The organism is Virgibacillus sp. NKC19-16 (assembly GCF_021560035.1).
GTDB lineage: Bacteria > Bacillota > Bacilli > Bacillales > Amphibacillaceae > Virgibacillus_L > Virgibacillus_L salidurans.
Genome location: NZ_CP074373.1, coordinates 451,018 through 474,209, shown reverse-complemented (window position 1 = coordinate 474,209; position 23,192 = coordinate 451,018). Strand labels below are relative to the sequence as shown.

The following is a 23,192-nucleotide window of genomic DNA, read 5'->3' as shown; positions in this document are numbered from 1 at the left end:
ATTGCTCTCTTCCATTATTTTAGCGTTTTTATAAAATCATTCCAGTTGGAAAGGTTACTTTTTGTGATGCTTTCCTTATGCTCTCTTACATTATATACAGAAAAATCATGGTACTGAAACCGGAAGTTCTTTATTAATCGGTTTAACACACTTACGTCTTCGTACATCCTTCCATTTTCAAACGGAATCACCGGAAATCCGCCTTCACTTTTCAATGAAGAAGTTCGATATATTCTTGGTCCTAGAGGAAAACGATAAGACAGCAGATCATCTTTTCCCCTGACATGCGTCCCCTTCGCTACCCTTTTAAAGAGGACATCCTCTGTTAATTGCTTCCATTTTCTAAGATTGCCATATAACACCGAAACGTCCTCAGGAAGTTGTGATAGCTGTTTTTTAATCACCGATACAGCATCAGAATCGAGCCAATCATCCGCATCCAGTTCCAAGACAAATTCAGACGTAACGTGAGGCAATAACGCATTTAACGCTCTTGCCTTGCCACCATTATGTTTGGTGAATGCCATCACATGCTTCCCGTCATCCCAGCATTTAAGTCGTCTGTAGGAGTTATCTGTTGATCCATCATCCATGATTAATATCTGGTCCAATTGTTCATTTTGCAGGAAGCAGGAAACAACTGCAGTTTCCACATACTTTTCCATATTATACGTTGAAATGACAACGGAAAGGCTTGGATGGTTCGTATTAGTTTTTTCGAATTGATATTTCTGCAAAACTTTTTGTTTTTCTAGGGTAGTAGTAGAAGTATTTTTCCTTGTTCGCCTCACAAGATCCTCTTTAAAGCTTATGATAGAATTTTCTACATCTGAAAGCCAGGCAGGAAAAAGTGCTTCATTGAATGGTAACTGGCGGTTTGACAAAAAGGGCTGCTTTTTAAGAAATGAAGTTCGAACGAGCAACGGATGATGGATAACAATGTTCTGATTATGATATGAGGTTCCTAAAACTGCTGTTGGCTCGGAAAGCTGAAGCGAATCGACATGTATCGTAGGAGAAAGGTAGTCTGTTTCCTGGAGAAATAATACATAGGAACTGTTAATTCTATCAATAGTATGATTCATTGTTTCACCCACATCATTACCTTCGATCGGAATATACTGAATCGGGGCAGACCAATTATATTCATGACGTAAAGGATTTTCTCGCTCTTGCAAAACGATAATAGATTTTAATCTGGAAGTGATTTTTTCTAAAGAAGTTAAAGCCTTATTCAATACTGCCTGATCTTTATAATGAATCAAAATAGCGGTTATATCTTTCAACATGTGGGGCCCCCGTTTCTTCAATGGTAAAAAAATAGAAAGCCAGTGATCAACTAGCTTCCTATAAGAGTAAATTCATGGGTTAAATCTTCAACAAGACTTGTATCGATTTATATTAATTTATGTTACATGACAATAAAGTGACTCGGCTTATCTACTAAGACAACTACACATTTCCTATCACGCAGTGCAATTGCTCAAGTGCGGTCGCGGGCCCCCTCCTATTCGTCATCCAGCTTACTCTTAATCTTCCTTTCACTTTGTGAAGCGTCCTTTGATTTAAACTTTTTCTTTTCATCTTTTTGTTCTATTTTCAGATCCTCAAGTGGAACGTCATCTGCATGAATTTGTTCTTCAAACTCGTCTAAAGAAGTTCTTTCTTCTATTTCATTTTTTGCCTTATTATGTTTTTGATCTTTATTTGGCGATTTTTCATCATGATTCCTCATCTATATCACCTCAATTTCCCGTTTTAAAATCTATAACCTTTTTACGGTTTGTATAAACATCGATCTATTATAAAAGTGAAAAAACAAGAGCCTATGAAAACAGACCCTTGTTCATGTGAAATTCATTGTTTAATAATCTCAAAAATATTCAATTCATAATCCACTTGTATCTCGCCTTGATTTTCAATTGTTCCTTCATATAAAATATTACCAGAATTTAAATCAACTACCAGAATCGTTGCCTGCATGTCATTAGTTTTATAGGAACTTGCTAGATACATTTTGTCATCCTTTATTTTCGTGTTTAAACCACCCGTGTTCTCTTCAGCCATTTCAGGCACATCCACCATGATCCTATTTTCTACGTCATTACTTTCTATATCAATGGCAACTATCTCAACACCATTCTCCGTCACCGTACTAAAGTAAATTTCTGAATCATGCAATACGGCTGTGTGGGCCAAATTCTGTAACTCATCTGGTAAATCGAGTTGCTCCTGTTCATTGGTTTCAAGATTAAAAGCAATTACTTCGCTCCCCGCTTGTTCTGAGTAAGAAATTCCATCTCCATGTCCCACATTTTTCATATAATCAAAGTTAATAAGCATAAATTCAGTTGAATCCGCATCTGCTGCATTATTGATTATATTACTCTGAGCACCGTCTGCATTGTTTTGCTCAGGCTTGGCTAAGATGGCCTCGTCATTCGTTATCTCCTGATTAGCGACATCCACATCGTATACATGCACTTCCTCTAGGGTATTAAAACCAGTTGGATCCATTCCGGAAAAGTTACCCGTAATAATTTTCATTTCTCCATTAACAACCTGAATATCATTAACATGCATCGATTGGATGTTTTCTGACGCTGGAACTCCTAGTTTAAAAGCCGTCGTCTCATTGGAATCCTTCTTTAACATCTCAATATCAAATGCGAAGTCACCATTCTTGGAACTAGTGGAATCTGAACTTACAGTTGCATAAATCAACATAGATTCATTCTCATAAAACTGTGAGGGCCTTGCTTCTTTGCCACGCATAAAACCTCGATTTTCTTTTTGAAGTTTTTCTATCTGAGAAGGGTAAAAACCATTTAAACGATCAAAATAAGACTGTTCGTCATCATATACCGTTTCCTCTGCTGTTATTTTCAAGGGTTTACCGCCTGGTGTTCCTTCTCTATAATTTGCATCTAAGATAAGGTCATTTACTTCCTCCTTATCGCCACTCTTATGTTCAAACCCAAATTCAGGATATTCATTACCTGCTACAGCCGATTGAACATAATACGTCCCGATTGTAAGCATAACAACGACTGCAATGCCGATTAATTTCCAATAACGTTTCATTCTCATCCCCCTACACAGTTACTTTCTTATTTAATAGGTAATTGCTCATCCAAATCGTCACGCCGATGACAAAGATTCCTAATATCGTTTCCACCACCAACAATTCGACAGGATAAAGATAATTAATCTGGAAAAACAGCTCCAATATGATAGGTAACAGGAAAACAGTAAATGCTAAAACACCATATATGACTCCTAACAGAATTCCCTTCCAACGAAAGCTTCTTTCAAACAAAATAGCTGTAAATAGGACAAATACGGCCATAAAGCCAATTCCGTAATTGATAACAAACTGGATAAAGCTTTGAGGGATCAATAATTGCAACACACCATTTACGGAGGTGTTAATAATTTCTCCGATTGCCATATCCATCCGAAAATCCACTGGCACGATCCATTTAAGAATTGTACTCTCAATCGGCAATAAGATAAGTTGTAGTGATACCAAGCCTAAGACCATTAAAAATATTGCAGTAGCTTTTGCCAGGAAAACATTGAGACGAGCAGTTGGCAACATTAACAAGCGATAAATAAATGTGTTTTTCCCCAACCAATCACGATACCAAATGAAAAAACAATAGAAGAGTAACGCTACAATACATAATGCAATCGGGCCCATGAACCATATACTTTGGTTTATCTGTATCATACTCATTGGTCCCGTTTGCTCCAAAAATTGCTCCATTGGTATTAGATCTTCATAGATTGCCTTATTTGCATCACTTAAGTAACTTCTTGACTTTACAATCACACCGGCAATTTGCGAAACGATTGTGATCGCAATAAGTACAAGATAAATTTTCATAAAACGACCTAATTCAAAATGAACTAACTTTAAATACCGATTCATGTCTGATACACCTCTCTCATCACATCAACGACGGATTTCCCCTCAGTTTCCCGGACTTCCTCACTGTTGAAGTCTTTTAAAACAGACCCGTTATCAAGCAACACCACTTTATCTATTAAATGCTCGATATCATTAATTTCATGGGTGGTAATAATCACACCGCGATCTTCCACTAAGTGGCTTGCGAACACCTCAGCAATTTGTTCCCTGCTGAAAATATCTATCCCGGAAAACGGTTCGTCCATTAATAAGAAATCAACATCCAGCGCCAGCCCAAGCAGCAGATTTACTTTAGCTGTATTCCCTTTAGATAAATCCGAGATCCGCTCACTTTCCTTTAGTCTAAAAAATCTAAGCAGTTCTGTTGCGCGTTCCTGATTCCAATTCTGATAAAAATCCTGCATAAATTGTATCGCATCCGAGATCCGCATCTGCGGCAGCATTGTTATGGCATCAGGAATGAAAGTGATTTTTTCGTAGCTGTCTTTATTGATTTTTTCTTCATTCATGAGAATCTGACCACTGTTAATTGGAGTTAGCGCCATAATCGCATTCAAAATCGTTGTTTTGCCCACACCATTTATACCGATTAAACATGTGATCTCACCTTTATTTGCTGTGAATGAAACACCATTCAATACGTTTTTTCGGCCAAACTTTTTCGTGATTTCTTTAACCTCAATCATGCTTATCCCCCCTATTCGTTGTTTCAGCTGCTGTGTATTTTTCTTGGATTAATCCCACTATCTCATCAAGCGGAACATTTATCGTACGGATGGATGACACGAAAAAATCCACCGCTTCTATGATGAGTTCTTCTCGTACAGATCCAAGGATTTTTTCGTCCTTTGTGATTTTACTAGGGTTATTCCGCTCAGTATGAATCAATCCCAGTTCCTCCATTTCTTTATATGCTCGCTGTGCGGTATTTGGATTAATCTTCAGCCTATTTGCCAGCTCTCTCCGTGACGGAATTTCCTCGCCAGGCTCTAAGCTACCCGTAGCAATCTGTTCTTTAAAATGACGGACAACCTGTACATACACAGGATCCCGATTATTAAAATTCATAGTCATAGCCCCGTCTCCTATATATTTTCTTAGATGTGATTGATCTTTTTATGTATGAAGCGCTTAATACACCATCAGCAAAAAAATTCATGTATTAATCTGTTAATACAACCTTATGCTGTATTATATGATTAATACACTGAGATGTCAATACACCAAAATAAATATTTTCAATAAAAACAATTCGACAAAATTCGGGTGGTGCCTGTCACCAAGTATGTTAAAATGGATGAACAAACATTTAAGCAAAGGGAGAAACAATACAACTATGAAACTGGTATCTTGGAATGTAAACGGCATTCGCGCTTGTGTGCGGAAGGGATTTTTGGATTATTTTCATGAAGTTGATGCAGATATCTTTTGTCTTCAGGAAACGAAATTACAGGAAGGACAGATTAATCTGGATTTGAAAGGATATTATCAGTATTGGAATTATGCTGTGCGCAAAGGATATTCCGGTACAGCTGTTTTCACAAAGAAAAAGCCGCTATCTGTAAAATACGGATTGGGCGATGAGGATGAGCAGGAAGAAGGAAGGATTATCACACTCGAGTTTGAGGGATTTTATTTAGTTAATGTCTACACTCCGAATTCTAAAAGGGATCTAACACGGCTGAATTATCGGTTAGAGTGGGAGGATGAACTCTATAATTATTTGAAAAAATTGGACGGAGAAAAACCGATTATCTACTGTGGCGACTTAAACGTTGCACACAATGAAATTGATCTAAAGAATGATAAAACAAATCATGGCAATTCAGGGTTCACGAAAGAAGAACGCGGCAAAATGACCCGTCTCCTAGACTCTGGATTTATCGATAGTCTAAGGTGTTTCCATCCCGACACAGAGGGACTTTACTCATGGTGGTCGTATATGAAAACAATCCGCGAAAGGAATGTTGGTTGGAGAATTGATTATCTGATTGTATCCGAAAGATTGAAAAAAGCACTTATAGATTCCCAGGTTCATCAGCACGTGATGGGAAGCGATCATTGTCCGGTAATGCTGGAAATGAATGCACCGGATTAGTATTTTGTAATCAATTATTCATATTCCATTCACATGAATAATGTAAGCTTATTTTACTAAACAAAAGGAGTGACAATTCATGAACACGTACAGCAAAACATTACTTCGGTTTTCTGCCATTTTTGCATTACTTGGAGCTGTCTTAGGCTCCCATATGGCTGGCGCAGGTGGGCCTGAATTTAAAACAGTACATGCCCATATCCTGGTTGTCGGCTGGCTATCCCTATTTGCCTTTGCGGTTTACTATAAAGTCTTCACCCCAGCAAATAGAACGCTGGCAGCATTACATGTATGGTCAGCTATCATCGGCACAATTGGGTTAACGAGCGGCATGTGGCTATACTATGTTCGCCCATTTAATTTCGGTGATGCATTTACAACTGTGTTCTTTATTGTTGGTGGTACTATTTTACTGTTAAGCTTCGCATTCTTTCTGATTTTAACGTTTATGAAGACGGAGGAAGAGAAATAAGCCGGCCTTTTTAAGTTATAGAGTGGTTAATTTTAACGAAATACTGAATAATGTCTCAAATAACCACTCACCATACAGGTACCATTGTAGCAAGAATAAGAACCCTTTATTGAGGATTATTCCTGATTTTCCATATATGTTAAAGAAACTTTTAAATTGGCATTTCTCTCCCGGATCCGATCAAGCAATTCCTTATCCCTTGTTACATTTTTGCTTCTAATAGCATACGTATAGAGGATCATGGTTCCAAGATTTGTTGTTTCCACCTGCCGTAGTGAGTTGCTGATGGTAAATTCCTGAAAAACATCATCAAGCAAACTTTCATGATTTAAATTCTCAGGAACGGTTACTTTTAGAATTTGTGTATCTTTTCCTTTTCCGTATTGAAATTTATAAAGCAAGTAAAATAGAACACTCGCAAATATAGTGAGAACGATCGCCAAGTCAAATTGATAGAGCCCACCGGTCATCCCGACAGACAGACCAAAAAATATATAGGCAATATCTTTCGCATCGGTCACAGCACTTCGGAAACGGATCAATGAAAATACGGCAAACAATCCAAAGGCCACCCCGGCATTTCCACTGACAACATTCATCACCACCGAAACGACAACACTCATGATGATAATTGTATGAACAAAGTTTTGGGAATATCTTTCCCCCGTAAACGTAATTTGATAGATTTTAGTGATGACTATGCTGAGTACGGTTGTTATAGCCATTGCAAGTACACTCATAAAAATGCTTGATTCATTTCCGTTAATGTTAAATAATTGATCGATCATATCCATTTTACACCCCTCCAATTTCTACTACTTCTTTAACAGTTCCGATTGGCAGTGCTTCATGTTTTAATAACTCCAAACTTGTGCAAAACTTTGAGGCACTTCTCTGTTTACAGTCCAGGTTTTGTAAAATACGTGTAAGCCAAATAGGAACGCTATCATTTACTTTCACTTCCAAAACGATTAGATTAGGATCAATAAAATTCTCTCCATAGGGGCCATTTTCAAGCAATAGATCATCCTTCCTGCACCTTAAATTTAGATCAAATGTAATCCTCAAAGAAGGATCATCGAGACAGTGAAGAGCATGCCGATCGTAGCTTACCACCATTTCCGGCTCTAAATTATATAACTCTTTGAAATAATTAATTTCTCGAAGAACCTGTGAATTAGAAGTTTCATAGTGATCAAGCGAGTATTTTTCTGATTTCAAATAGCGGTAGGCTTCTGATAGTTGGAGCAACACTCTTCTCTTATTTACAACTTTTTTATGCTTTTGTTTCACCTCAAAAAACGCCGTGCCATTAAGATCAGTGTCATCATACACTCTCAGTCTTAGCTTTTGCCGGTACCTCAATTTGTTTTTCGTTTCAAAATAGATTTTGTTATCATCACTTTCAAAGTATAAACTGGTAACCGTATATTTTCCGTCCTTTCCAAATTTATCGGGACGCATGTATGGTGAGATTTGGTTAACCAGTTCCTGGTACTGCTGTGTTGTAATAAGATACTTTTGTTCTTTTCTTTTAAAAATTTCAATCGCCATGTTTTTCATCCTCCTTGAAGACCATTATATGTATCAAGAATAAATTTCCAATGTGGAACAGATTAGAATATACTGAGAAATTGCTGTGATTTAATTAATCTAATGTAAAAAGCGTGTGTATTCTTTTCATTTCTTAAAACATGGACTAATGTAGCTTTGAAATAAAGTTGGTTCAGAAATATCAGTCGAACCCGTATTTTAATGGAAAATAAAAAATCCATTTTGAAAAAAGGATTGATCAAAATGGATTCCTATTCAGTATATTTAAATCTGGTTTTTATAAGTTTGATCGATTTCTGCTCGGGTTATTCCGTTACACCCATTTACAGAACTATTATAATTTATTTCAATCAACCAATTGGATGATTCAGCTCCTCTTCCGAATCACACGTAAGATAGATTGAGAGGGAAGGCGTAAAAGTGAAATTATGAATCGATACACTGTCCATGCACATGAATTCTTGTCCTTTTAAAGAAAAGGACGCATGCATTACAGTCCCCTCTTCCCCACCCTCATCCGCTCCATAACGGACAATACTCGTTATGGCTGAATCCTCGATAAGTGACGTGTAATAATTCATGGCTTCTTCAGCCCTTCCGTCCTGAAACATTAAAATGGTTTAACCTTTTCCATTATAACCCGTAAGATAAATATTAAAAACCCTCTGGACATCTATCCAAAGGGTTACACGGAGAACTTGATTATTTCACACCAGCCGGACTAACGGTCTGGATCTTGCGGATGTAGCGCAGTTGGACGTCGATTTTTCAAAGGTAGTGGAGCTCTTACAAGTATTCCCCGCATAGAGCGGTAAGAAAATGGGATAAGCGGCCACAAGTACGGAACGTTGAATGACTTTAAGCGTGCAAGGGCCAAAATCCACAAAGTAATTCCAGCAACAAAACCAATCAAACCAAAAGCGGCAGTTGCTAGCAACAGTACAAGCCGGTACAGGCGGTTTGCCAGAGCGAATTCATACGAAGGAGTTGCATATGTACCAATAGCTACAATAGCAACGTATATGATAACCTCTCTCGTGAAAAATCCAACCTGTACCGCCATCTCACCGATAATAATTGCTGATACAAGTCCAAGTGCTGTTCCCATCGAGGTCGGTGTATGAATAGTAGCCATTCTTAACATATCCATTCCCAGTTCGGCGATAAGCAGCTGGACAAGTAATGGAATCACAATCGACTCTTTTGGCCCAAGAAAAGAAAGCCATGCAGGCAATAAATGCTGATTCTCAACAAACAATAACCAAAGCGGTGTTAAAAAGATTGACATAAATATGGCGAAAAATCTAACCATCCGGAAGTAAGCACCTGTTACCGGGCGCTGCCGGTACTCCTCAGCATGCTCCACATGATGCCAAAATGTCGCTGGTGTAATCATTACACTGGGAGAGCCATCCACTATCACAAGCACGTGCCCCTCGTATAAATGAATGGCTGCCGTGTCTGGACGCTCTGTATAGCGCACAGTCGGATACGGGTTCCAGCTCCTTCCACAAAGAAATTCCTCTAATGTCTTTTCCCCCATGGGGAGGCCATCTGTATCAATGTTTTTAAGGGAGCTCTTAATTTGTTTGACAGTGCTAGGGTCAGCAATATCTTTTATATATGACACAACAATATCTGTTTGCGATCGTCTCCCGATGGACATGTATTCCATCCTAAGAGAAGGATCACGGACACGTCTTCTCGTCAGTGCAGTATTAAATACACTTGTCTCGACAAAACCGTCACGGGCGCCCCGGCTGACGCGCTCTAAATCGGGCTCGGACGGGCTTCTTGCAGGGTACGTTCTGGCATCTATAATAATGATTTTGTCAATTCCGTCCACCACGAGTGCCGAACCACCGCTCAATACCCAAAAGACAGATTTATTCAAATCATCCTCCGTATTCACTTCCATGTAGGGGAGATAGGTTCTCACAAGATTCATTAGCGGTTCGGTTCCAAGCTGCTCTGGTTCAAGGTCTGCCAGCAGCTTCATTAAGTAATGTATAATATCGTCCTTGGCAAAGCCATCAATTAAAAACATCCCCATGTCTCTTCCTGCATAGTGCAGGTCCAAATGAATGGAATCAAAGCTTTCGCCCACTCCGAGCTGCTTTTTAAAATATTCAATGTTATCATCAAAATTATCAAATATCGGTTGTTTAGACCGTCTATAACCTTCATAACCCATTAGTTTCCCTCCTCAACCCATTTCTATCCAAATAATATGAATGGCATACCTCTAAAAACCAATATTGATATTTTATTTTGATACCATTGAGTGGGCGAGGCTGGGTGCATGCCAGTCTATCGTTGCAAAAACGTATGCTGAAAAATTTGAGGTTGATCTTCAAAACTTTTGGGTGGAATTAGAAGGTGATATTGATATGGATGGATTCCTTGGTAAATCGGATGTACGACCAGGTTTTTCCTATATCCGTTATACGTTTCATATTGAAACAGATGCTCCTGAAGAGAATATACAGGCATATAAGGAATTTATTGAGGCTCACTGCCCTGTTGGAGACACAATTGCTAATCAGGTTAACCTAGCCTCTTCAAAAGTAGTAATAGAAAATCCGATTAAATAGGATGAAGAAGTGGGGGCTGTCCCCCTTCCCGGTTATTACTTCGACGCCATGCACAAAAAGGCTTCCAAATAAAGATATTCCTTAGCGAAATCATTTATTGTACAAATTCAATAGTTTTAACCGTTCTATCAGAAGTAGGGTTCCCCATAATTTACTCTACAAGATAAAGTGCCATGTTAATTCCTGAAGATACTCCGCCAGAAGAAATGAGGTTACTATCATGTACTACTTTGCTATCTGATACTACTCGAATATCAGGGTATTTTTCTTGTAATATTCAATGCTAAATGATGGGTCGTTGCCTTCTTTCCATCTAACAAACACAGACGCCAAAAAGTGAATAGCCAAATACGATCCGAACAACAAGATAATCCACGCGTCAAAAGAAGCAGAAGACGGTCAATGGATGAGCGAATTGCACTAACAGAAATTACCAGAGCTAGCGTAGAACGAGCAAAACGCGAAGGCAAAATGAAAATGATCGGAAAGCGAAGGATGTATTATGATCCGGCTGAATGAGCTAAAAAAGGAACTTGCAGTACTTGAAAACTTACCAAAACACGAAAAAATGATAGAGATATGCGCACTATTAACGTAATATTTTAAAAAATATAATATAAAGCCGTAATTGTCGGTGGTTTATCAGTAGAAATATACACACGAAATAACTATTCCACTTACGATATAGAACTGATTACTGATGGAAGAGATAAATTTGACACACTATTAACAAATGAACTTGGATTTTTAAAGGAGGGTCGTTGTTGGTATCATGAGGAACTGGAGGTTGCCATTGAAATTCCGAATAACTTTCTGAAAGGAAATAAGGAAAAAGTTATCCATATGGAATTAGAAAATGCGCAGTATTTTCGTGATAGGAATAGAAGATATCATCATACATCGTTTAGAGTCTGCCATCGTTTCACATCCTAATAATCCGGATTGGACGGATGATTATGAATGGGCGAAAAGAATGTTCCATATCCACAAAGCGGATTCTGCGATCATGGATGTGGAGTATTTGATGGATGCATCCAGTGAAGTAGGCGTAGATCACATTATCCGGAAATGGATGACGAAATAATAACCCCTGTTACAAGCACCCACACGCATCAAACGTATGGGTGCGAATTCATTGCTTCAGCTTCTTAAAATAATCAATCATTCCAAGCGCACTAACTTGCATATCTAAATTAATCACAATATATGCTTCGTGATCATCAGGGATATCAAATTCCCGAAGATGCTGTCTTACTCTTCCTAATAACGCTTTAGCAAGATCATCATACCCTTTACCTTCTGCCACAATTTGCTCTCCTACTTCCAAGAATACATCTAGCCAATCTGACACTTGTCTTAGCGCTTGATCCGTTTTTTCCGTCATACCAAAATGGCCGTAATAAATGCGCTCGAGATTCATTTCCATCATCCGGTCAATCACCGCTTGCATCGCATTTGGGTCAAACTGATTTGGCGAAGTCGAAGGAAGAAATAGGTCCACGCCCTCGTGGCTTAATTGTTCGTAACGAATACCAACTGTATCGCCTGTAAACATGCCTCTACTCACCGGATCGAAAATGCTGAAATGATGCTTAGCATGACCTGGTGTATCTAGAAACTCAAGTGTACATTCAGGCCCAATTTGAAGCGTATTCCCTTCTCCCTTCACAAGTAATCGTTCTTCAGCTACAGGAATAATCGGATCAAATAATTCTGAAAAACTTTCCCCATATACAGCTCTCGCTCCTGCTGCCAACTTTTTAGGGTTTATGAGATGCCTTTCACCTCGTGGATGGACAACAACTGTAGCATTCGGGCATTCCTCTACTAATAATCCTGCTCCTCCAGCATGATCAAGGTGAATATGGGTAACAATGATATACTTGACCTGCTGTAGGGAAAATCCCAGTGTTTTCAAACCTTCTTTCACATGCTTTATGGATGGGCTTGGACCTGTTTCCACAATTGTTAAATCTTCATCGTTAATAATATATGATCCTGTTCGTTCCGATACGCCTAAATCAAATCCATCAATTAAATGGATACGATCATCCAATTGAATTGGTTCCTTCTCCTTCATCATTTACCCTCCAAACCTCTTTCAGATAACTCTATTATACGCATAATTAAATAAATTTTCATTCTTTTACGTTATGAGCTATCAACACTTCGTTTTTTCAAGATGCTAAAATCATACTGTCGTATGCCTTTATGGCGAATGGGTAAAATTTAATTATAACTGTAGTACAGGGCTCTATAATCGAAATTTCCCCTGGGAAAATTCAAATTTACATAACCTGTTTCCATCTAAAATTGAAATTTAGCATTTTCTTGTAAAAATCCAACAATCCCATCCATCAGCCCATCTGCCAATGGAAGATCCGGATTCACATATGTGCTCATATTACCCGCCCGATCTTCCGGTGCTTCTTTCAGGACATGATTCATTTTTTCAATAACGATTAATTCCGAATCATCTTTTGCCGCGTGTAGTGTTTCTGCTTCGCTGACCGGAACTTGTATGTCACGCTCTCCGTTCAGAAGCAATGTTGGAATATCCAGCTTATCAATCTCTGTTGCTGGGTCATAGTACATCCAAGACGTCAGAAAAGGTTGAACTGATGGTCGAAATATACTTTGTAATTCCTGGCTGATATCTTCAACTTGATAACCTTCTTTTACCTGTTGTAAAATTTCTTCGCTTTCATTTAGCAAATTTTCCGGGAGTTGGTCACGTAGTTGATCATATATGACTTCATCAATCGAACGTCCTGCTCCTGCAATTGAAACAAAAGCATCGACATTGCTCTCCTGTGCAGCCAGCATACCAACTAACGAGCCTTGACTATGTCCAATGATGCCAACCTCTGTATAATTTTCATCCGCATGAAGCAATTCCACCCAAAGTTTAGCATCTTCAACAAATTGATCAAAATCCATTTCTTCCTCTGAAGTAATAGCTTGCTGATTTTTCCCTGCTACTCTCTTCCCGTAGCGCACACTCGCCACTCCAACTTCTGAAAGTTGTTCAGCTACAAGCTTTAAACTGTCTGCGTTGATACCTTGTGCATTTCCATTACGATCAGTCGGTCCAGACCCTGGGATAATAAGCATAACAGGGAATGGCCCATCTCCATCTGGCGTTTCAAGTTCACCAGTGAGTGTTCTAAGATCTGTTTCAACCTCGAGGAATTCACCTTCTTCTTCAGAATCCGCTGCTGGAGCTTCTCCCTTCATTAGTTCAAACGGAAATGATTGTCCGGCCTGCATAAATGTCCCCGCAATTGTTTCCGCGTCCACTTCCCCATCAAAGGAAGCGCTTTGTCCCGGCATTTCCATTACAAAAGCGATACTTTCTCCATCTAATGCCAGTGACGAGAGCGGATAATCCTGAACACCTTGTGCAGGGATACTGATTACACCAGTAAGATCATCCTCATTTTCAAATTCCACATTAATTTGTAGCGGCTGATTCGGAATTTCAATTGCTCCAGTCCAATAACCGGTTATTTCCATGGATGAATCGCCTCCTTCCGTATCCCCACTACAACCTATTGCAAAAGTCAACATACATAAAATAATAACAATAATTCCTTTTTTCATCCTCATCATCCCCATATATCGTTATCCTATTAGTCCTACGTGCAACATGAAAAAAGGTTTCAAAAAAGAAGCACATCCAGTAACTGCAGTGCTTCTTTACTTATTATAAAACCAACTGACTCACAATCCACGGAGCTGCATATAGCACCATAAATTGTACACCATAATTGACACCCCAGCGATGTAATAACCCAGCTACAAGGCCGATTAACAAAACACCAGCAATATTAATTAAACCTGCATCCATATAGCTAAGCATTAACACAAGGCCGAAAAACACGCCGAGTAATGCCTCATGTGGAATATATCTGAAAACAAATGTAACAATTTGCTGCGTATACTTGATTGCAACGAAATAGGTCAAGCTTATTGCAATGGCAGCCCCAATTATCGTTGCCACAATAAAGTCACCCATTGATAAAAGATGATGTAAATTACGATCTTCCGTAAAGACCGGTGGTGCGTTAAACAAAGCAATCCCTGGACCAAGTGCCGTCGGAGAAACCGGCACCCCGATCGCAATTAAGGGGATTAATGTTCCTGCTATGTATGCGGCATTTGTAACCCCATCCATGCTCGAAATCGCTCGGGACGCCTTTTTTATTGGATCTTTTATCCGGCTTGATAATGTTTCTCCTAAAAATATCGTCATCCCAGCAGGACTCATGAAGAACGTGAAGACACCTAAAACAGAACCCAAGGAAGAGGTGCGAATTTCTTTTTTATCCAAAATCTTAAACGGATTTGGAAACCCTTTTACAGGCTTTTGTCTTTTTATAACGATATCATTCGTATTGCGCCGTGGTAAGCTACCCCGAATCTCATTATTCAGCAATTCAAATAAGCGTAAAATAATCGGTCCAATGGTTATTCCAAGGAAAAATGAAGTAAATACCGTCACATCTTCCTCAACTGCACCTACTCCCCAGTAAAGATGTCTTAATCCTTGGATAAGCAACGCAAACGGGAAAATAGAAATTAGTGCGAGCCAACGGTTTTTCGTCATAAGCGCCAGAAAGATGGCGCCAGCAAAGAAAATCTGACTGGAATAATCCGCAATAGCGTCTCCTAATGGTGCTATTAAATTTGCCAGAATTAAACTTAATGGCACGGAAATGAGTGTACCAATCACGGAACCTGATGCCATTTTCCGAATACTGACATCAGGCAGCCCGTGTTTTTTCAAAACCATCGCGTGATCAACCATAGGAGCAGATAATACGCCTCCCGGGATACCTGCGATTGCTACAGGAATGGAGTCTGCTAATTTTTTTGCAACAATCGAAGAAATAAAAAAGGCTAAGATAACAATTGGTTCCATACCTGTCAGTACCAAAACCAATGTCACTGGTGCTAAGACCGCAGTTTCATCAGTTCCTGGTGCAATCCCAATGATCGTATATAATACTGCTCCAAATACGGATGCAGCAATCATTTCAAAAATTAATGTTATTTCCATAGCCTAGCTCTCCTCATCTTCAAAGCGGAGTGTTCGTTTAGGTTTAATAATGATACTGCTGATAATAAAACCTATGACGACCCCAACCAAACCATAGATGAGCGGACGAGGTGGCTCGTTCGGCGCGATCAGGTAACCGCCTAATGCTAGAGCACTGCAAATCACCATACTTAAAAGCAAATCCTTAATATTCACCAAATCTTCCCATACCTCAATATTCTTACCTTTATCCTGTTCTGGCTTATTTGTTTCAGGTGGTTGTTTGGACATACGTACATCCTCCTAAGAAATCCTATATATGTAAATTTACATTATACAACTTTACCATAAAAAAATGAAATTATTTATGTGAAGACATAACATGCTTATTATTTTTTCATAAAATTGGGCTTAAAAAGGCGCATAACATGACGAAGTTTGATCAAAATAATCAAGACTACTTTAAGGAGGTAATTGTCAAATGCAAAACCAACAACAGAACTTTCAAGGGTCTCAAGGTATGCCTGCTCAAGAAAGCCATGGTGGGCACGAACTATTTGATGCTCATGAAGCTATATCTACTCTAGTTGGAGGAATGGAACAATATTTATTATATGAGCAGCATATTCAAGATCCGGAATTAAAAACGATGTTACAACAGCACAAAACATTTTTAACGCAAACGTATAATACCATGGTGGAAACATTGCAAACCGGGCAGGAGCCTACAGTAAAAACAAAGAACTACAACATGGGACAAAGTAATGACGTTATATACGGCATGCAACCATCACAACCAAAGACGCCAGCCCAATCTGTAAATGAAATTAATGATCAATGTGTCTCAAGCTATATGATGAGTGTACTGAAAGCAGGAGCAACTACTTTCACAACAGCAGCACTTGAGACCACAAACCCTGTTCTTAGAAGAGTTTTTGCAGATAGCGTTCCAAATATGGTGGAAATGGCCTATGAAGTGTTTTTATACCAAAATAAAAATCAATATTACCAAGTTCCACAGCTGAAGCAAGCAGATATGCAGGCAATCATGAATAGCTTTGCGCCAATTCAGGGGACTATGCCGCATTAGTTAAAGCTAAGAGTAAAAAGACTACCTGTCGTCTATATGGAAACAGGTAGTCTTATTTTAATCCAGCAATCGGTTATTCTCATCGACAGACCTTATTCTAGCTGGCCTTGAAGCATCCGTTTCAGAATACTCCCCATCACCATCACAAACACTGCATCTGTACTGCCAACCTTCATCATCAGAGAGCAGACCTGTTCCTTCACATGCTTTGCATCTCATTATGATCCCTCCTAATATTTACTTGGATAGTCATAGTATGTGAAAAAAAGCTTCTACACATACTAAGCATGAAAATAATGAAGAGAGGTGATTCCTTTGGGAAGAGATGAACACAATAAAGCAAAAAATAGCTTTCTCGCACAGACACCTAAAAGACAATTGACAGATGGCAAAGATGTAGAATTTGCAGAAGAATTTGCTGATCATGAGGATAAAGAAGCACAAGCAAGAAGTCGTGCTGCTGATAAACGTGTGAGGAAGAAATAATAAAGGAAGATAGGGGGTATCCTTGTCCTTAAAAGGTAAGGATACCTCAATTATTTGCTTCTCCCCAGGCAACTTTGTACAATTGAAGTAGACAGATAAGGAAGTGAGGCACAGTTATGGGAAAGAAGAATGTAGACGATTATCTCACAGAGGGAATGTACGGAAAGCGAAGACCAAAAGAGGAAGAGCGTGAACAATTCCTCGGAACGCTCAGAGAACGTATTGTGATCGCCCTAACCAAAGGCCAGGTGATGTCTGATAAGGGACTTGAGGAATTAGAAGAAGCGATGAAACATAACACGCAAGCCAAATTATTAATTAACGGCCATGTTTCTTATCGATTTTTAAAGGAAGAAAGAGAGCTTGCAAATAAATATAACATCCCTTCCACTACCGTTACGAATAAGGAAAATGATACAGATATCGGCGCTGTTTTAACCTATGACTATGCGATCGACAAGGAAGAAATTTTTATTGAAAATGTACCGGAAGAGGAATCTGAAAGAACCAATGAAACCGAAAACGGGTCATTTTTTTCTAGAATAAAACAATGGTTTGAATAAATTCGTCTAAGGTTGATGCACTTAGTCGTTTTTTATTTGTCCATTATGTAAATAAAAGAATGACAACGCGGGATAATAGTGGATGGAGGTGTTTAGATTGAATCAACCATACCGATGTCCGAATTGCAAAACCAACCGTTCAAGATTCAACATTATTGAACAAGTGGCTAATCCAGTCAAATTAGATGCACAGACTGGTGAGGTTATTAATGATTATGCAAATGAAAGTGTGGAAGTTTTTCATACGTCTTATAATGGACCGAAATATAGGATTCAATGTGGTTCCTGTGGTCTGATTGAAGATGAGAAAACTTTTATAAAGTACGGTGAATATAGTGGGAATTGAACTTTCATTTCAAAATACTTTTCATGAAACATCACTTACAACCAGGTGGTGTTTTTTTATGCATGCTTTTTGTCTCTTCATACATAAATCACTGTATGTTATTCACTTTCTCAAGTCATAAAAACATCCTGATGACATAATGGTAAAAAAGAGAAGGAGTGGACGTATTGCTTACAGTGAATAATGTACAAAAGCATTATGGCAGAATGCAGGCATTGAAAGATATCTCTCTTGCTATTCAGGATGGTATTTGTTATGGCCTTGTCGGTCCAAACGGTGCTGGAAAATCAACGTTAATGAAAATTCTTGCTTCCGTCATTCAAGACTATAGAGGGACAGTTCATATCAAGGCATCAACCATCGATCGAAAAATGAAAGAACAGATTGGATATATCCCCCAGGAAATCTGCCTGGAACAAACATTGTCCGCATTAGATAATCTATATTTTTTTGGAAGACTATACGGACTGAACGGAAAAAAATTAAAAAACCGCGCAAATGAGGTCTTGATAGATATCGGATTATCCGGGAGGGGGAAGGATAAGGTGATTTCATTCTCAGGTGGAATGAAACGCCGTCTGAATATAGGATGTGCTTTAATGCATGCACCAAAGATCATTATTATGGATGAACCAACAGTTGGGATTGATCCACAGTCACGCCGCTACATTTTCCAGATGATCGAACAGCTCAGACAAAAGGGTTGTACGATTATTTATGCCAGCCATTATATGGAAGAAGTGGAACAGCTATGTGATGAAGTTGCGTTCATCGATCAGGGAGAAATTGTTGAAAATGGGAGCATTGAAAGCCTATTACAAAAGAACGTTTCCCCTTCCATTTTTATTAAGGGGGAAAATAACAATTTGCCAGACAACATCAGGAAATTTGGGACACTAGAAAGCAAGGACGGAGGATATTTATTAGCGACCGACACCCCACTGGCAGCGATGGAGGCTGTGTTAAATCATTGCAAAACGAACAACGTGCAATTAGAACAATTAGAACTTGTTCAGCCGCGGCTGGAGGATGTTTTCTTTTCTTTAACCGGCAGTCAATTGCGGGATTAAGTATGTTAAACTAATAGGGAGGTTTTACCATGGGAGCGTTAATTTTCATCGAAATGAAAAAATATCTTCAAGACAGAGGCCTATTATTTTGGATGTTGATTTTACCAATTATTTTTACGGTTTTATTTATCGCTGTACTTACTTCCGGAACTGAAGCAGCCATCCGTGAACAAATTATCCTATCAATCGTACCAGGCTACACCGTTATGTTTGTGTTTTTCATCATGATTAATATGGTTGAAACGGTGCTTAAGGATAGGAATCTCGGGATGACTGCCAGAATCGCAAGCACGCCGCTTTCCCCCTATTTATATTTACTGGGAAAATGGATTCCGAACATGTTTATTGTATTCATACAGATTTTCATCTTGCTATTATTTGGCAGGCTCGTCTATAGCATACCACTGGAGCAGCCATTTCACTTGCTGCTATTAGCTGTGTTTTTAACATTTACTGTAACCGGAATTGGACTCGCACTCGCGCTGCTTGTCAAAACATTAAACATGGGAATTGCGATCACCCAAGTGATAGCCCTTGGCGGTGGATTACTTGGCGGACAAATGATGCCACTCGACACGATGCCTGCATTTATGCAAACAATCAGCAAATTACTGCCTCAATCCTGGGCACATCAAGCATTCCAAGATGCCATGGCAGGCACATTGCCATATGCGGAACTTTTTCAAGTTGCGCTCATCCTATTTGGATTTGGGTTTGCAGGATTTATGATAGCATTACTTAGCTATCCATTTTTTTTAAAACAGGCCAGAGGTTAGAATTACTGGGGGAATGACCTGATGAAAATAAACATTGATATCGATGATAAGTATGAGGAAACTTCGGTAACCATTCAAGCGAGGGAATGGACAGAGGAGCTGGAGGAAATTGTGAAGATTGTAAAGAAGCGAAGACAGCAGCGTTTATTCGGCATCGAATCTGATCAGACGATACTTCTGGACCCGAACGAGATCGATTTTGTTTATGCTGAAAAGAGAAAAATATTTGCTACATTAAAAGGTCGAACGATTGAAGTAAAAATGAAGCTGTATGAAGTTGAGGAAATGCTGACCCCTTATGACTTTACACGTTTTTCCAAATCAGTGATTGGAAACATAAATCGTATCGAGCGTTTCGAGTTATCCTTTAACGGCAATCTTTGTGTTTACTTTCATTCCGGAAATAAAGAATATATTACGAGAAAATATGTGGCAGCCATAAAGGAAAAGCTGATGAAGGGTGGGCAAGCATATGATCGTTGAAGCGCTAAAACGGATTACAGCCGGGATAGCTGTTGGAGGAATTTATACCTTTGTTGTTCTTTCCTTTGTCAAATTTTATGGAGTAGATGCTACCGTATCAGAAATTTGGCTGGGTATGTTGGGCAGTTTGGTGGTTGGTATTTACTTTGGATTATCTTCTTTTATATTTGAGGTTCATGACTGGAGTTATCTAAAACAAACCGTTATCCATTTCAGCCTATCGATTACTGTTTATTTTATCATTGCGTTGTCGGCTGGATGGGTCCCCTTTACACCACTTGCTATTCTCAGCAGCGCACTCGTGTGGATTGCGTTTTATACCTTAGTTTGGACTGGATTTTATATATATTTCAAAAAAGTGGAAGCTTCGTTGAATGAAGAATTGCGGAAAAAGAACTAGTGGAACTACAAAATAAAAGCTTCAGTGCTGAGTTGTCCAGCGCACACGGGCGGGTACTCCGCTCACAGGCTCGTTTGTCCAGCGGTCAGAGGCAGCTGTTCCGCGTTCAGACCCCTTTGTTTCGCGGTCGTGCTGTTTTATTCCGCGTTCGTGTAACCGAACAGTGCCTGGCACGCCCCGGATTTTGTCGAATAATCTTGCCTTTACATAAAGTAAGCGATTCCATATAATGAAACTAATGGTTATCATATTCAGGAGGGGTTAGATGGAGCAAATTGAAGAGGGTACTTTACTATGGGAACCTGATGAAGACTGGAAACATCAATCATTCCTTTACGATTATATGAAGTGGTTGAGGGAACATAAAAACTTGTATTTTGATGATTATCATTCCCTATGGAAATGGTCTGTAAATGAGGTAGAAGCATTTTGGGAATCACAGTGGGAGTACTTTGATATTCAATCGAAGCAACCCTATGAAACTGTTTTAACATCACATAAAATGCCTGGTGCCAGATGGTTTCCGGAAAGCACAATCAGTTACACGGAACATATTTTCAGAAATCGTGATGAAAATAAGGCCGCCATTATTCATGCTTCCGAAATGCGGGGAAAATCAGAAGTCACCTGGAAGCAACTTTATCAGGAAACTGCAGCGTTACAACAAACACTCCAAAAACTCGGTGTCCAAAAAGGTGATCGTGTTGTGGCATATGTAGCTAATATCTATGAATCTGTTGTGGCCTTCTTAGCCACAGCTAGTCTTGGGGCCATTTGGTCAAGTGCTTCACCTGATTTCGGAACACAAAGTGTCATCGACCGCTTTAAACAAATCGAGCCAAAAGTGATGGTTACGGTGGACGGCTATAGCTATAGCGGGAAAAATTTTGACCGTACAGAAGTTGTAGAAAGCATCCAATCAGAGCTACCGACGTTAGAAGCAACCATTGCAATTCCTTACTTACATGAAAATCCGGATTTTAGTGGCTGTAAAAATGTCATACCTTGGACAAATGCAGTAAAAACAAATGGACAACTCACGCTCACTTGCGTTCATGTCCCATTCAATGATCCATTATGGGTATTGTTTTCATCGGGAACAACCGGAAAGCCGAAGCCAATTGTCCAAAGCCAAGGAGGCATCCTAATCGAACACCTAAAAGCACTCACCTTCCATGCAGACTTAGGCGAAGACGACCGATTCTTCTGGTATACAACAACCGGCTGGATGATGTGGAACTTTCTTGTCGGTGGACTTCTTACAGGCAGCACGATTATTTTATATGATGGAAACCCTGCCTATCCGGATAAAAAAATGCTCTGGAAATTTGCAGAAGACACCAAAATGACTGTATTCGGTACGAGTGCAAGCTACATCACGTCTTGTATGAAAGATGATGCATTTAAACCTGGCGAGGAATTTGACCTAAGTCATTTGAAAAATATCAGCTCCACTGGGTCGCCCTTACCGCCAGAAGGCTTTCAGTGGTGCTATGAAAATGTAAAAGAAGATCTGTGGATTGCCTCCGCAAGTGGGGGAACCGATGTATGCACCGCTTTTATTTTAGGCGCACCGATTTTACCAGTTTATGCTGGAGAATTACAGTGCCGGGGACTTGGTGCTAAAATAGAAAGCTTCAGTGATGATGGCAAGCCTGAAATAGAGGAAGTAGGCGAATTAGTACTTACCGAACCATTCCCTTCGATGCCGATATATTTTTGGAATGATTCGGACGGGAGCCGCATGCATGACAGTTATTTCGATATATATCCGGGAATTTGGCGGCATGGTGACTACTTAAAAGTCACAGATCGCGGAACGTGTGTTATTTATGGGCGTTCGGATGCAACGATTAACCGTGCCGGTATTCGAATTGGCACAAGCGAAATTTACCGGGCTGTCGATCAGGTGAAGGAAGTTGCTGATAGTTTGATCGTGGACATTCCAAAGGATAATAGTGATTCTTTCACACCACTATTTGTTGTAATGACAGAGGGCTATGTGCTAACAGATAAAATTCAGCAAGTCATTAAAAAGCAAATCAAAGAACAATGCTCTCCACGGCATGTTCCAACAGGAATTTATGAAGTACCAGATCTACCTCAAACATTAAACGGAAAAAAATTAGAAATCCCAGTTAAGAAACTACTGATGGGAGAACCTCTTGATAAGGTAGTTAATAAAGGGTCATTAGCTAATGAGGAAGCTCTGGATTATTTTATACAATTTGATCAGGAAATAAAGACAAATCAACAATAAAGGCGAGCTTACGCAAGCTCGCCCT

At 39.3% G+C, this 23,192-nt stretch carries 27 protein-coding genes and 2 pseudogenes; 14 read left to right on the top strand and 15 right to left on the bottom strand.

What is annotated here, in order from left to right; all coding sequences use genetic code 11:
* Positions 1-14 precede the first annotated feature (14 nt).
* The 6 genes from KFZ58_RS02620 to KFZ58_RS02595 all read right to left on the bottom strand — a co-directional run bounded on the left by KFZ58_RS02620 (position 15) and on the right by KFZ58_RS02595 (position 5,008).
* A complete protein-coding gene (locus KFZ58_RS02620; RefSeq protein WP_235793309.1) occupies positions 15-1,289 on the bottom strand; it encodes a glycosyltransferase family 2 protein in 1,275 nt (424 codons plus the stop codon).
* A 218-nt stretch (positions 1,290-1,507) separates the two neighbouring features.
* Positions 1,508-1,735 carry a YczO family protein gene (locus KFZ58_RS02615; RefSeq protein ID WP_235793308.1) on the bottom strand — a complete coding sequence of 76 codons (228 nt, stop codon included), beginning with the start codon at positions 1,733-1,735 and terminating at the stop codon, positions 1,508-1,510.
* A 122-nt stretch (positions 1,736-1,857) separates the two neighbouring features.
* Complete coding sequence (locus tag KFZ58_RS02610; RefSeq protein WP_235793307.1) at positions 1,858-3,084, bottom strand: hypothetical protein; 1,227 nt, start codon at positions 3,082-3,084, stop codon at positions 1,858-1,860.
* A 10-nt stretch (positions 3,085-3,094) separates the two neighbouring features.
* The gene (locus KFZ58_RS02605; protein ID WP_235793306.1) at positions 3,095-3,934 is read right to left on the bottom strand and encodes a hypothetical protein; all 840 of its coding nucleotides are present in this window, start codon (positions 3,932-3,934) and stop codon (positions 3,095-3,097) included.
* A complete protein-coding gene (locus KFZ58_RS02600; RefSeq protein ID WP_235793305.1) occupies positions 3,931-4,620 on the bottom strand; it encodes an ATP-binding cassette domain-containing protein in 690 nt (229 codons plus the stop codon). The genes KFZ58_RS02605 and KFZ58_RS02600 overlap by 4 nt, the downstream gene beginning before the upstream one ends.
* Complete coding sequence (locus KFZ58_RS02595) at positions 4,613-5,008, bottom strand: GntR family transcriptional regulator (protein WP_235793304.1); 396 nt, start codon at positions 5,006-5,008, stop codon at positions 4,613-4,615. Before KFZ58_RS02595 ends, KFZ58_RS02600 begins: the two co-directional genes overlap by 8 nt.
* A gap of 262 nt (positions 5,009-5,270) precedes the next feature.
* Between KFZ58_RS02595 and KFZ58_RS02590 the strand changes: the two genes are divergently transcribed.
* Together KFZ58_RS02590 and KFZ58_RS02585 are read left to right on the top strand one after the other, a co-directional pair.
* Positions 5,271-6,032 carry an exodeoxyribonuclease III gene (locus KFZ58_RS02590; protein WP_235793303.1) on the top strand — a complete coding sequence of 254 codons (762 nt, stop codon included), beginning with the start codon at positions 5,271-5,273 and terminating at the stop codon, positions 6,030-6,032.
* Between the two features lie 79 nt (positions 6,033-6,111).
* Positions 6,112-6,504, top strand: a complete 393-nt coding sequence (locus KFZ58_RS02585; protein WP_235793302.1) for a hypothetical protein — start codon at positions 6,112-6,114, stop codon at positions 6,502-6,504.
* 116 nt (positions 6,505-6,620) lie between these two features.
* On the opposite strand, the gene KFZ58_RS02580 is transcribed toward KFZ58_RS02585, so the two are convergent.
* The 4 genes and pseudogenes from KFZ58_RS02580 to KFZ58_RS02565 form a co-directional block, all read right to left on the bottom strand.
* Complete coding sequence (locus KFZ58_RS02580; RefSeq protein ID WP_235793301.1) at positions 6,621-7,298, bottom strand: DUF4956 domain-containing protein; 678 nt, start codon at positions 7,296-7,298, stop codon at positions 6,621-6,623.
* Position 7,299: 1 nt separating this feature from the next.
* The gene (locus KFZ58_RS02575; RefSeq protein WP_235793300.1) at positions 7,300-8,058 is read right to left on the bottom strand and encodes a polyphosphate polymerase domain-containing protein; all 759 of its coding nucleotides are present in this window, start codon (positions 8,056-8,058) and stop codon (positions 7,300-7,302) included.
* A 362-nt stretch (positions 8,059-8,420) separates the two neighbouring features.
* Positions 8,421-8,692: pseudogene (locus tag KFZ58_RS02570) on the bottom strand (VOC family protein); the annotation flags it as partial.
* A gap of 87 nt (positions 8,693-8,779) precedes the next feature.
* Positions 8,780-10,252: a spore germination protein gene (locus KFZ58_RS02565; protein WP_235793298.1), complete on the bottom strand. Its 1,473-nt coding sequence runs from the start codon at positions 10,250-10,252 to the stop codon at positions 8,780-8,782.
* 100 nt (positions 10,253-10,352) lie between these two features.
* On the opposite strand from KFZ58_RS02565, the pseudogene KFZ58_RS02560 reads away from it, so the two are divergent.
* The 3 genes and pseudogenes from KFZ58_RS02560 to KFZ58_RS02550 form a co-directional block, all read left to right on the top strand.
* Positions 10,353-10,652 (top strand): annotated as a pseudogene (locus KFZ58_RS02560) (OsmC family protein); the annotation flags it as partial.
* A gap of 336 nt (positions 10,653-10,988) precedes the next feature.
* Entirely contained in the window at positions 10,989-11,171 is a 183-nt protein-coding gene (locus KFZ58_RS02555; RefSeq protein ID WP_235793297.1) for a hypothetical protein, read from the top strand.
* Positions 11,172-11,523: 352 nt separating this feature from the next.
* Positions 11,524-11,736, top strand: a complete 213-nt coding sequence (locus KFZ58_RS02550) for a hypothetical protein (protein ID WP_235793296.1) — start codon at positions 11,524-11,526, stop codon at positions 11,734-11,736.
* A 48-nt stretch (positions 11,737-11,784) separates the two neighbouring features.
* Here KFZ58_RS02550 and KFZ58_RS02545 read toward each other — a convergent pair whose 3' ends face one another.
* The 4 genes from KFZ58_RS02545 to KFZ58_RS02530 form a co-directional block, all read right to left on the bottom strand.
* Positions 11,785-12,732, bottom strand: coding sequence for an MBL fold metallo-hydrolase (locus KFZ58_RS02545; RefSeq protein ID WP_235793295.1), 948 nt, complete (start codon positions 12,730-12,732; stop codon positions 11,785-11,787).
* A gap of 227 nt (positions 12,733-12,959) precedes the next feature.
* The gene (locus KFZ58_RS02540; RefSeq protein WP_235793294.1) at positions 12,960-14,255 is read right to left on the bottom strand and encodes an alpha/beta hydrolase family protein; all 1,296 of its coding nucleotides are present in this window, start codon (positions 14,253-14,255) and stop codon (positions 12,960-12,962) included.
* A 103-nt stretch (positions 14,256-14,358) separates the two neighbouring features.
* Complete coding sequence (locus KFZ58_RS02535) at positions 14,359-15,714, bottom strand: tripartite tricarboxylate transporter permease (protein ID WP_235793293.1); 1,356 nt, start codon at positions 15,712-15,714, stop codon at positions 14,359-14,361.
* A gap of 3 nt (positions 15,715-15,717) precedes the next feature.
* A complete protein-coding gene (locus KFZ58_RS02530; RefSeq protein ID WP_235793292.1) occupies positions 15,718-15,984 on the bottom strand; it encodes a hypothetical protein in 267 nt (88 codons plus the stop codon).
* A gap of 190 nt (positions 15,985-16,174) precedes the next feature.
* On the opposite strand from KFZ58_RS02530, the gene KFZ58_RS02525 reads away from it, so the two are divergent.
* Entirely contained in the window at positions 16,175-16,783 is a 609-nt protein-coding gene (locus tag KFZ58_RS02525; protein WP_235793291.1) for a spore coat protein, read from the top strand.
* A 57-nt stretch (positions 16,784-16,840) separates the two neighbouring features.
* On the opposite strand, the gene KFZ58_RS02520 is transcribed toward KFZ58_RS02525, so the two are convergent.
* A complete protein-coding gene (locus KFZ58_RS02520; RefSeq protein ID WP_235793290.1) occupies positions 16,841-17,002 on the bottom strand; it encodes a hypothetical protein in 162 nt (53 codons plus the stop codon).
* Positions 17,003-17,098: 96 nt separating this feature from the next.
* Here KFZ58_RS02520 and KFZ58_RS02515 point away from each other — a divergent pair, with 96 nt between their 5' ends.
* From KFZ58_RS02515 to KFZ58_RS02480, 8 genes are all read left to right on the top strand, one after another.
* Positions 17,099-17,269, top strand: a complete 171-nt coding sequence (locus KFZ58_RS02515) for a YfhD family protein (protein ID WP_235793289.1) — start codon at positions 17,099-17,101, stop codon at positions 17,267-17,269.
* 116 nt (positions 17,270-17,385) lie between these two features.
* On the top strand, positions 17,386-17,832 hold the full coding sequence (locus tag KFZ58_RS02510; protein WP_235793288.1) for a YueI family protein: 447 nt from the start codon (positions 17,386-17,388) through the stop codon (positions 17,830-17,832).
* Between the two features lie 97 nt (positions 17,833-17,929).
* Entirely contained in the window at positions 17,930-18,178 is a 249-nt protein-coding gene (locus tag KFZ58_RS02505; RefSeq protein ID WP_235793287.1) for a DNA alkylation repair protein, read from the top strand.
* Positions 18,179-18,345: 167 nt separating this feature from the next.
* Positions 18,346-19,248 (top strand): ABC transporter ATP-binding protein, encoded by a 903-nt coding sequence (locus KFZ58_RS02500; RefSeq protein ID WP_235793286.1) that lies wholly within the window; start codon positions 18,346-18,348, stop codon positions 19,246-19,248.
* Positions 19,249-19,277: 29 nt separating this feature from the next.
* The gene (locus KFZ58_RS02495) at positions 19,278-20,024 is read left to right on the top strand and encodes an ABC transporter permease (RefSeq protein ID WP_235793285.1); all 747 of its coding nucleotides are present in this window, start codon (positions 19,278-19,280) and stop codon (positions 20,022-20,024) included.
* 21 nt (positions 20,025-20,045) lie between these two features.
* Positions 20,046-20,507: a LytTR family DNA-binding domain-containing protein gene (locus tag KFZ58_RS02490; RefSeq protein WP_235793284.1), complete on the top strand. Its 462-nt coding sequence runs from the start codon at positions 20,046-20,048 to the stop codon at positions 20,505-20,507.
* Positions 20,497-20,907, top strand: a complete 411-nt coding sequence (locus KFZ58_RS02485) for a DUF3021 domain-containing protein (protein ID WP_235793283.1) — start codon at positions 20,497-20,499, stop codon at positions 20,905-20,907. Before KFZ58_RS02490 ends, KFZ58_RS02485 begins: the two co-directional genes overlap by 11 nt.
* 265 nt (positions 20,908-21,172) lie before the next feature.
* Complete coding sequence (locus tag KFZ58_RS02480) at positions 21,173-23,167, top strand: acetoacetate--CoA ligase (protein ID WP_235793282.1); 1,995 nt, start codon at positions 21,173-21,175, stop codon at positions 23,165-23,167.
* The last annotated feature ends 25 nt before the right edge of the window (positions 23,168-23,192 follow it).

Coding starts and splice junctions, on each gene's coding strand:
- KFZ58_RS02620 (WP_235793309.1), bottom strand. CDS start 1,289: ATGTTGAAAGATATAACCGCTATTTTGATTCATTATAAAGATCAGGCA.
- KFZ58_RS02615 (WP_235793308.1), bottom strand. CDS start 1,735: ATGAGGAATCATGATGAAAAATCGCCAAATAAAGATCAAAAACATAAT.
- KFZ58_RS02610 (WP_235793307.1), bottom strand. CDS start 3,084: ATGAAACGTTATTGGAAATTAATCGGCATTGCAGTCGTTGTTATGCTT.
- KFZ58_RS02605 (WP_235793306.1), bottom strand. CDS start 3,934: ATGAATCGGTATTTAAAGTTAGTTCATTTTGAATTAGGTCGTTTTATG.
- KFZ58_RS02600 (WP_235793305.1), bottom strand. CDS start 4,620: ATGATTGAGGTTAAAGAAATCACGAAAAAGTTTGGCCGAAAAAACGTA.
- KFZ58_RS02595 (WP_235793304.1), bottom strand. CDS start 5,008: ATGACTATGAATTTTAATAATCGGGATCCTGTGTATGTACAGGTTGTC.
- KFZ58_RS02590 (WP_235793303.1), top strand. CDS start 5,271: ATGAAACTGGTATCTTGGAATGTAAACGGCATTCGCGCTTGTGTGCGG.
- KFZ58_RS02585 (WP_235793302.1), top strand. CDS start 6,112: ATGAACACGTACAGCAAAACATTACTTCGGTTTTCTGCCATTTTTGCA.
- KFZ58_RS02580 (WP_235793301.1), bottom strand. CDS start 7,298: ATGGATATGATCGATCAATTATTTAACATTAACGGAAATGAATCAAGC.
- KFZ58_RS02575 (WP_235793300.1), bottom strand. CDS start 8,058: ATGGCGATTGAAATTTTTAAAAGAAAAGAACAAAAGTATCTTATTACA.
- KFZ58_RS02565 (WP_235793298.1), bottom strand. CDS start 10,252: ATGGGTTATGAAGGTTATAGACGGTCTAAACAACCGATATTTGATAAT.
- KFZ58_RS02545 (WP_235793295.1), bottom strand. CDS start 12,732: ATGAAGGAGAAGGAACCAATTCAATTGGATGATCGTATCCATTTAATT.
- KFZ58_RS02540 (WP_235793294.1), bottom strand. CDS start 14,255: ATGAAAAAAGGAATTATTGTTATTATTTTATGTATGTTGACTTTTGCA.
- KFZ58_RS02535 (WP_235793293.1), bottom strand. CDS start 15,714: ATGGAAATAACATTAATTTTTGAAATGATTGCTGCATCCGTATTTGGA.
- KFZ58_RS02530 (WP_235793292.1), bottom strand. CDS start 15,984: ATGTCCAAACAACCACCTGAAACAAATAAGCCAGAACAGGATAAAGGT.
- KFZ58_RS02525 (WP_235793291.1), top strand. CDS start 16,175: ATGCAAAACCAACAACAGAACTTTCAAGGGTCTCAAGGTATGCCTGCT.
- KFZ58_RS02520 (WP_235793290.1), bottom strand. CDS start 17,002: ATGAGATGCAAAGCATGTGAAGGAACAGGTCTGCTCTCTGATGATGAA.
- KFZ58_RS02510 (WP_235793288.1), top strand. CDS start 17,386: ATGGGAAAGAAGAATGTAGACGATTATCTCACAGAGGGAATGTACGGA.
- KFZ58_RS02495 (WP_235793285.1), top strand. CDS start 19,278: ATGGGAGCGTTAATTTTCATCGAAATGAAAAAATATCTTCAAGACAGA.
- KFZ58_RS02490 (WP_235793284.1), top strand. CDS start 20,046: ATGAAAATAAACATTGATATCGATGATAAGTATGAGGAAACTTCGGTA.
- KFZ58_RS02485 (WP_235793283.1), top strand. CDS start 20,497: ATGATCGTTGAAGCGCTAAAACGGATTACAGCCGGGATAGCTGTTGGA.
- KFZ58_RS02480 (WP_235793282.1), top strand. CDS start 21,173: ATGGAGCAAATTGAAGAGGGTACTTTACTATGGGAACCTGATGAAGAC.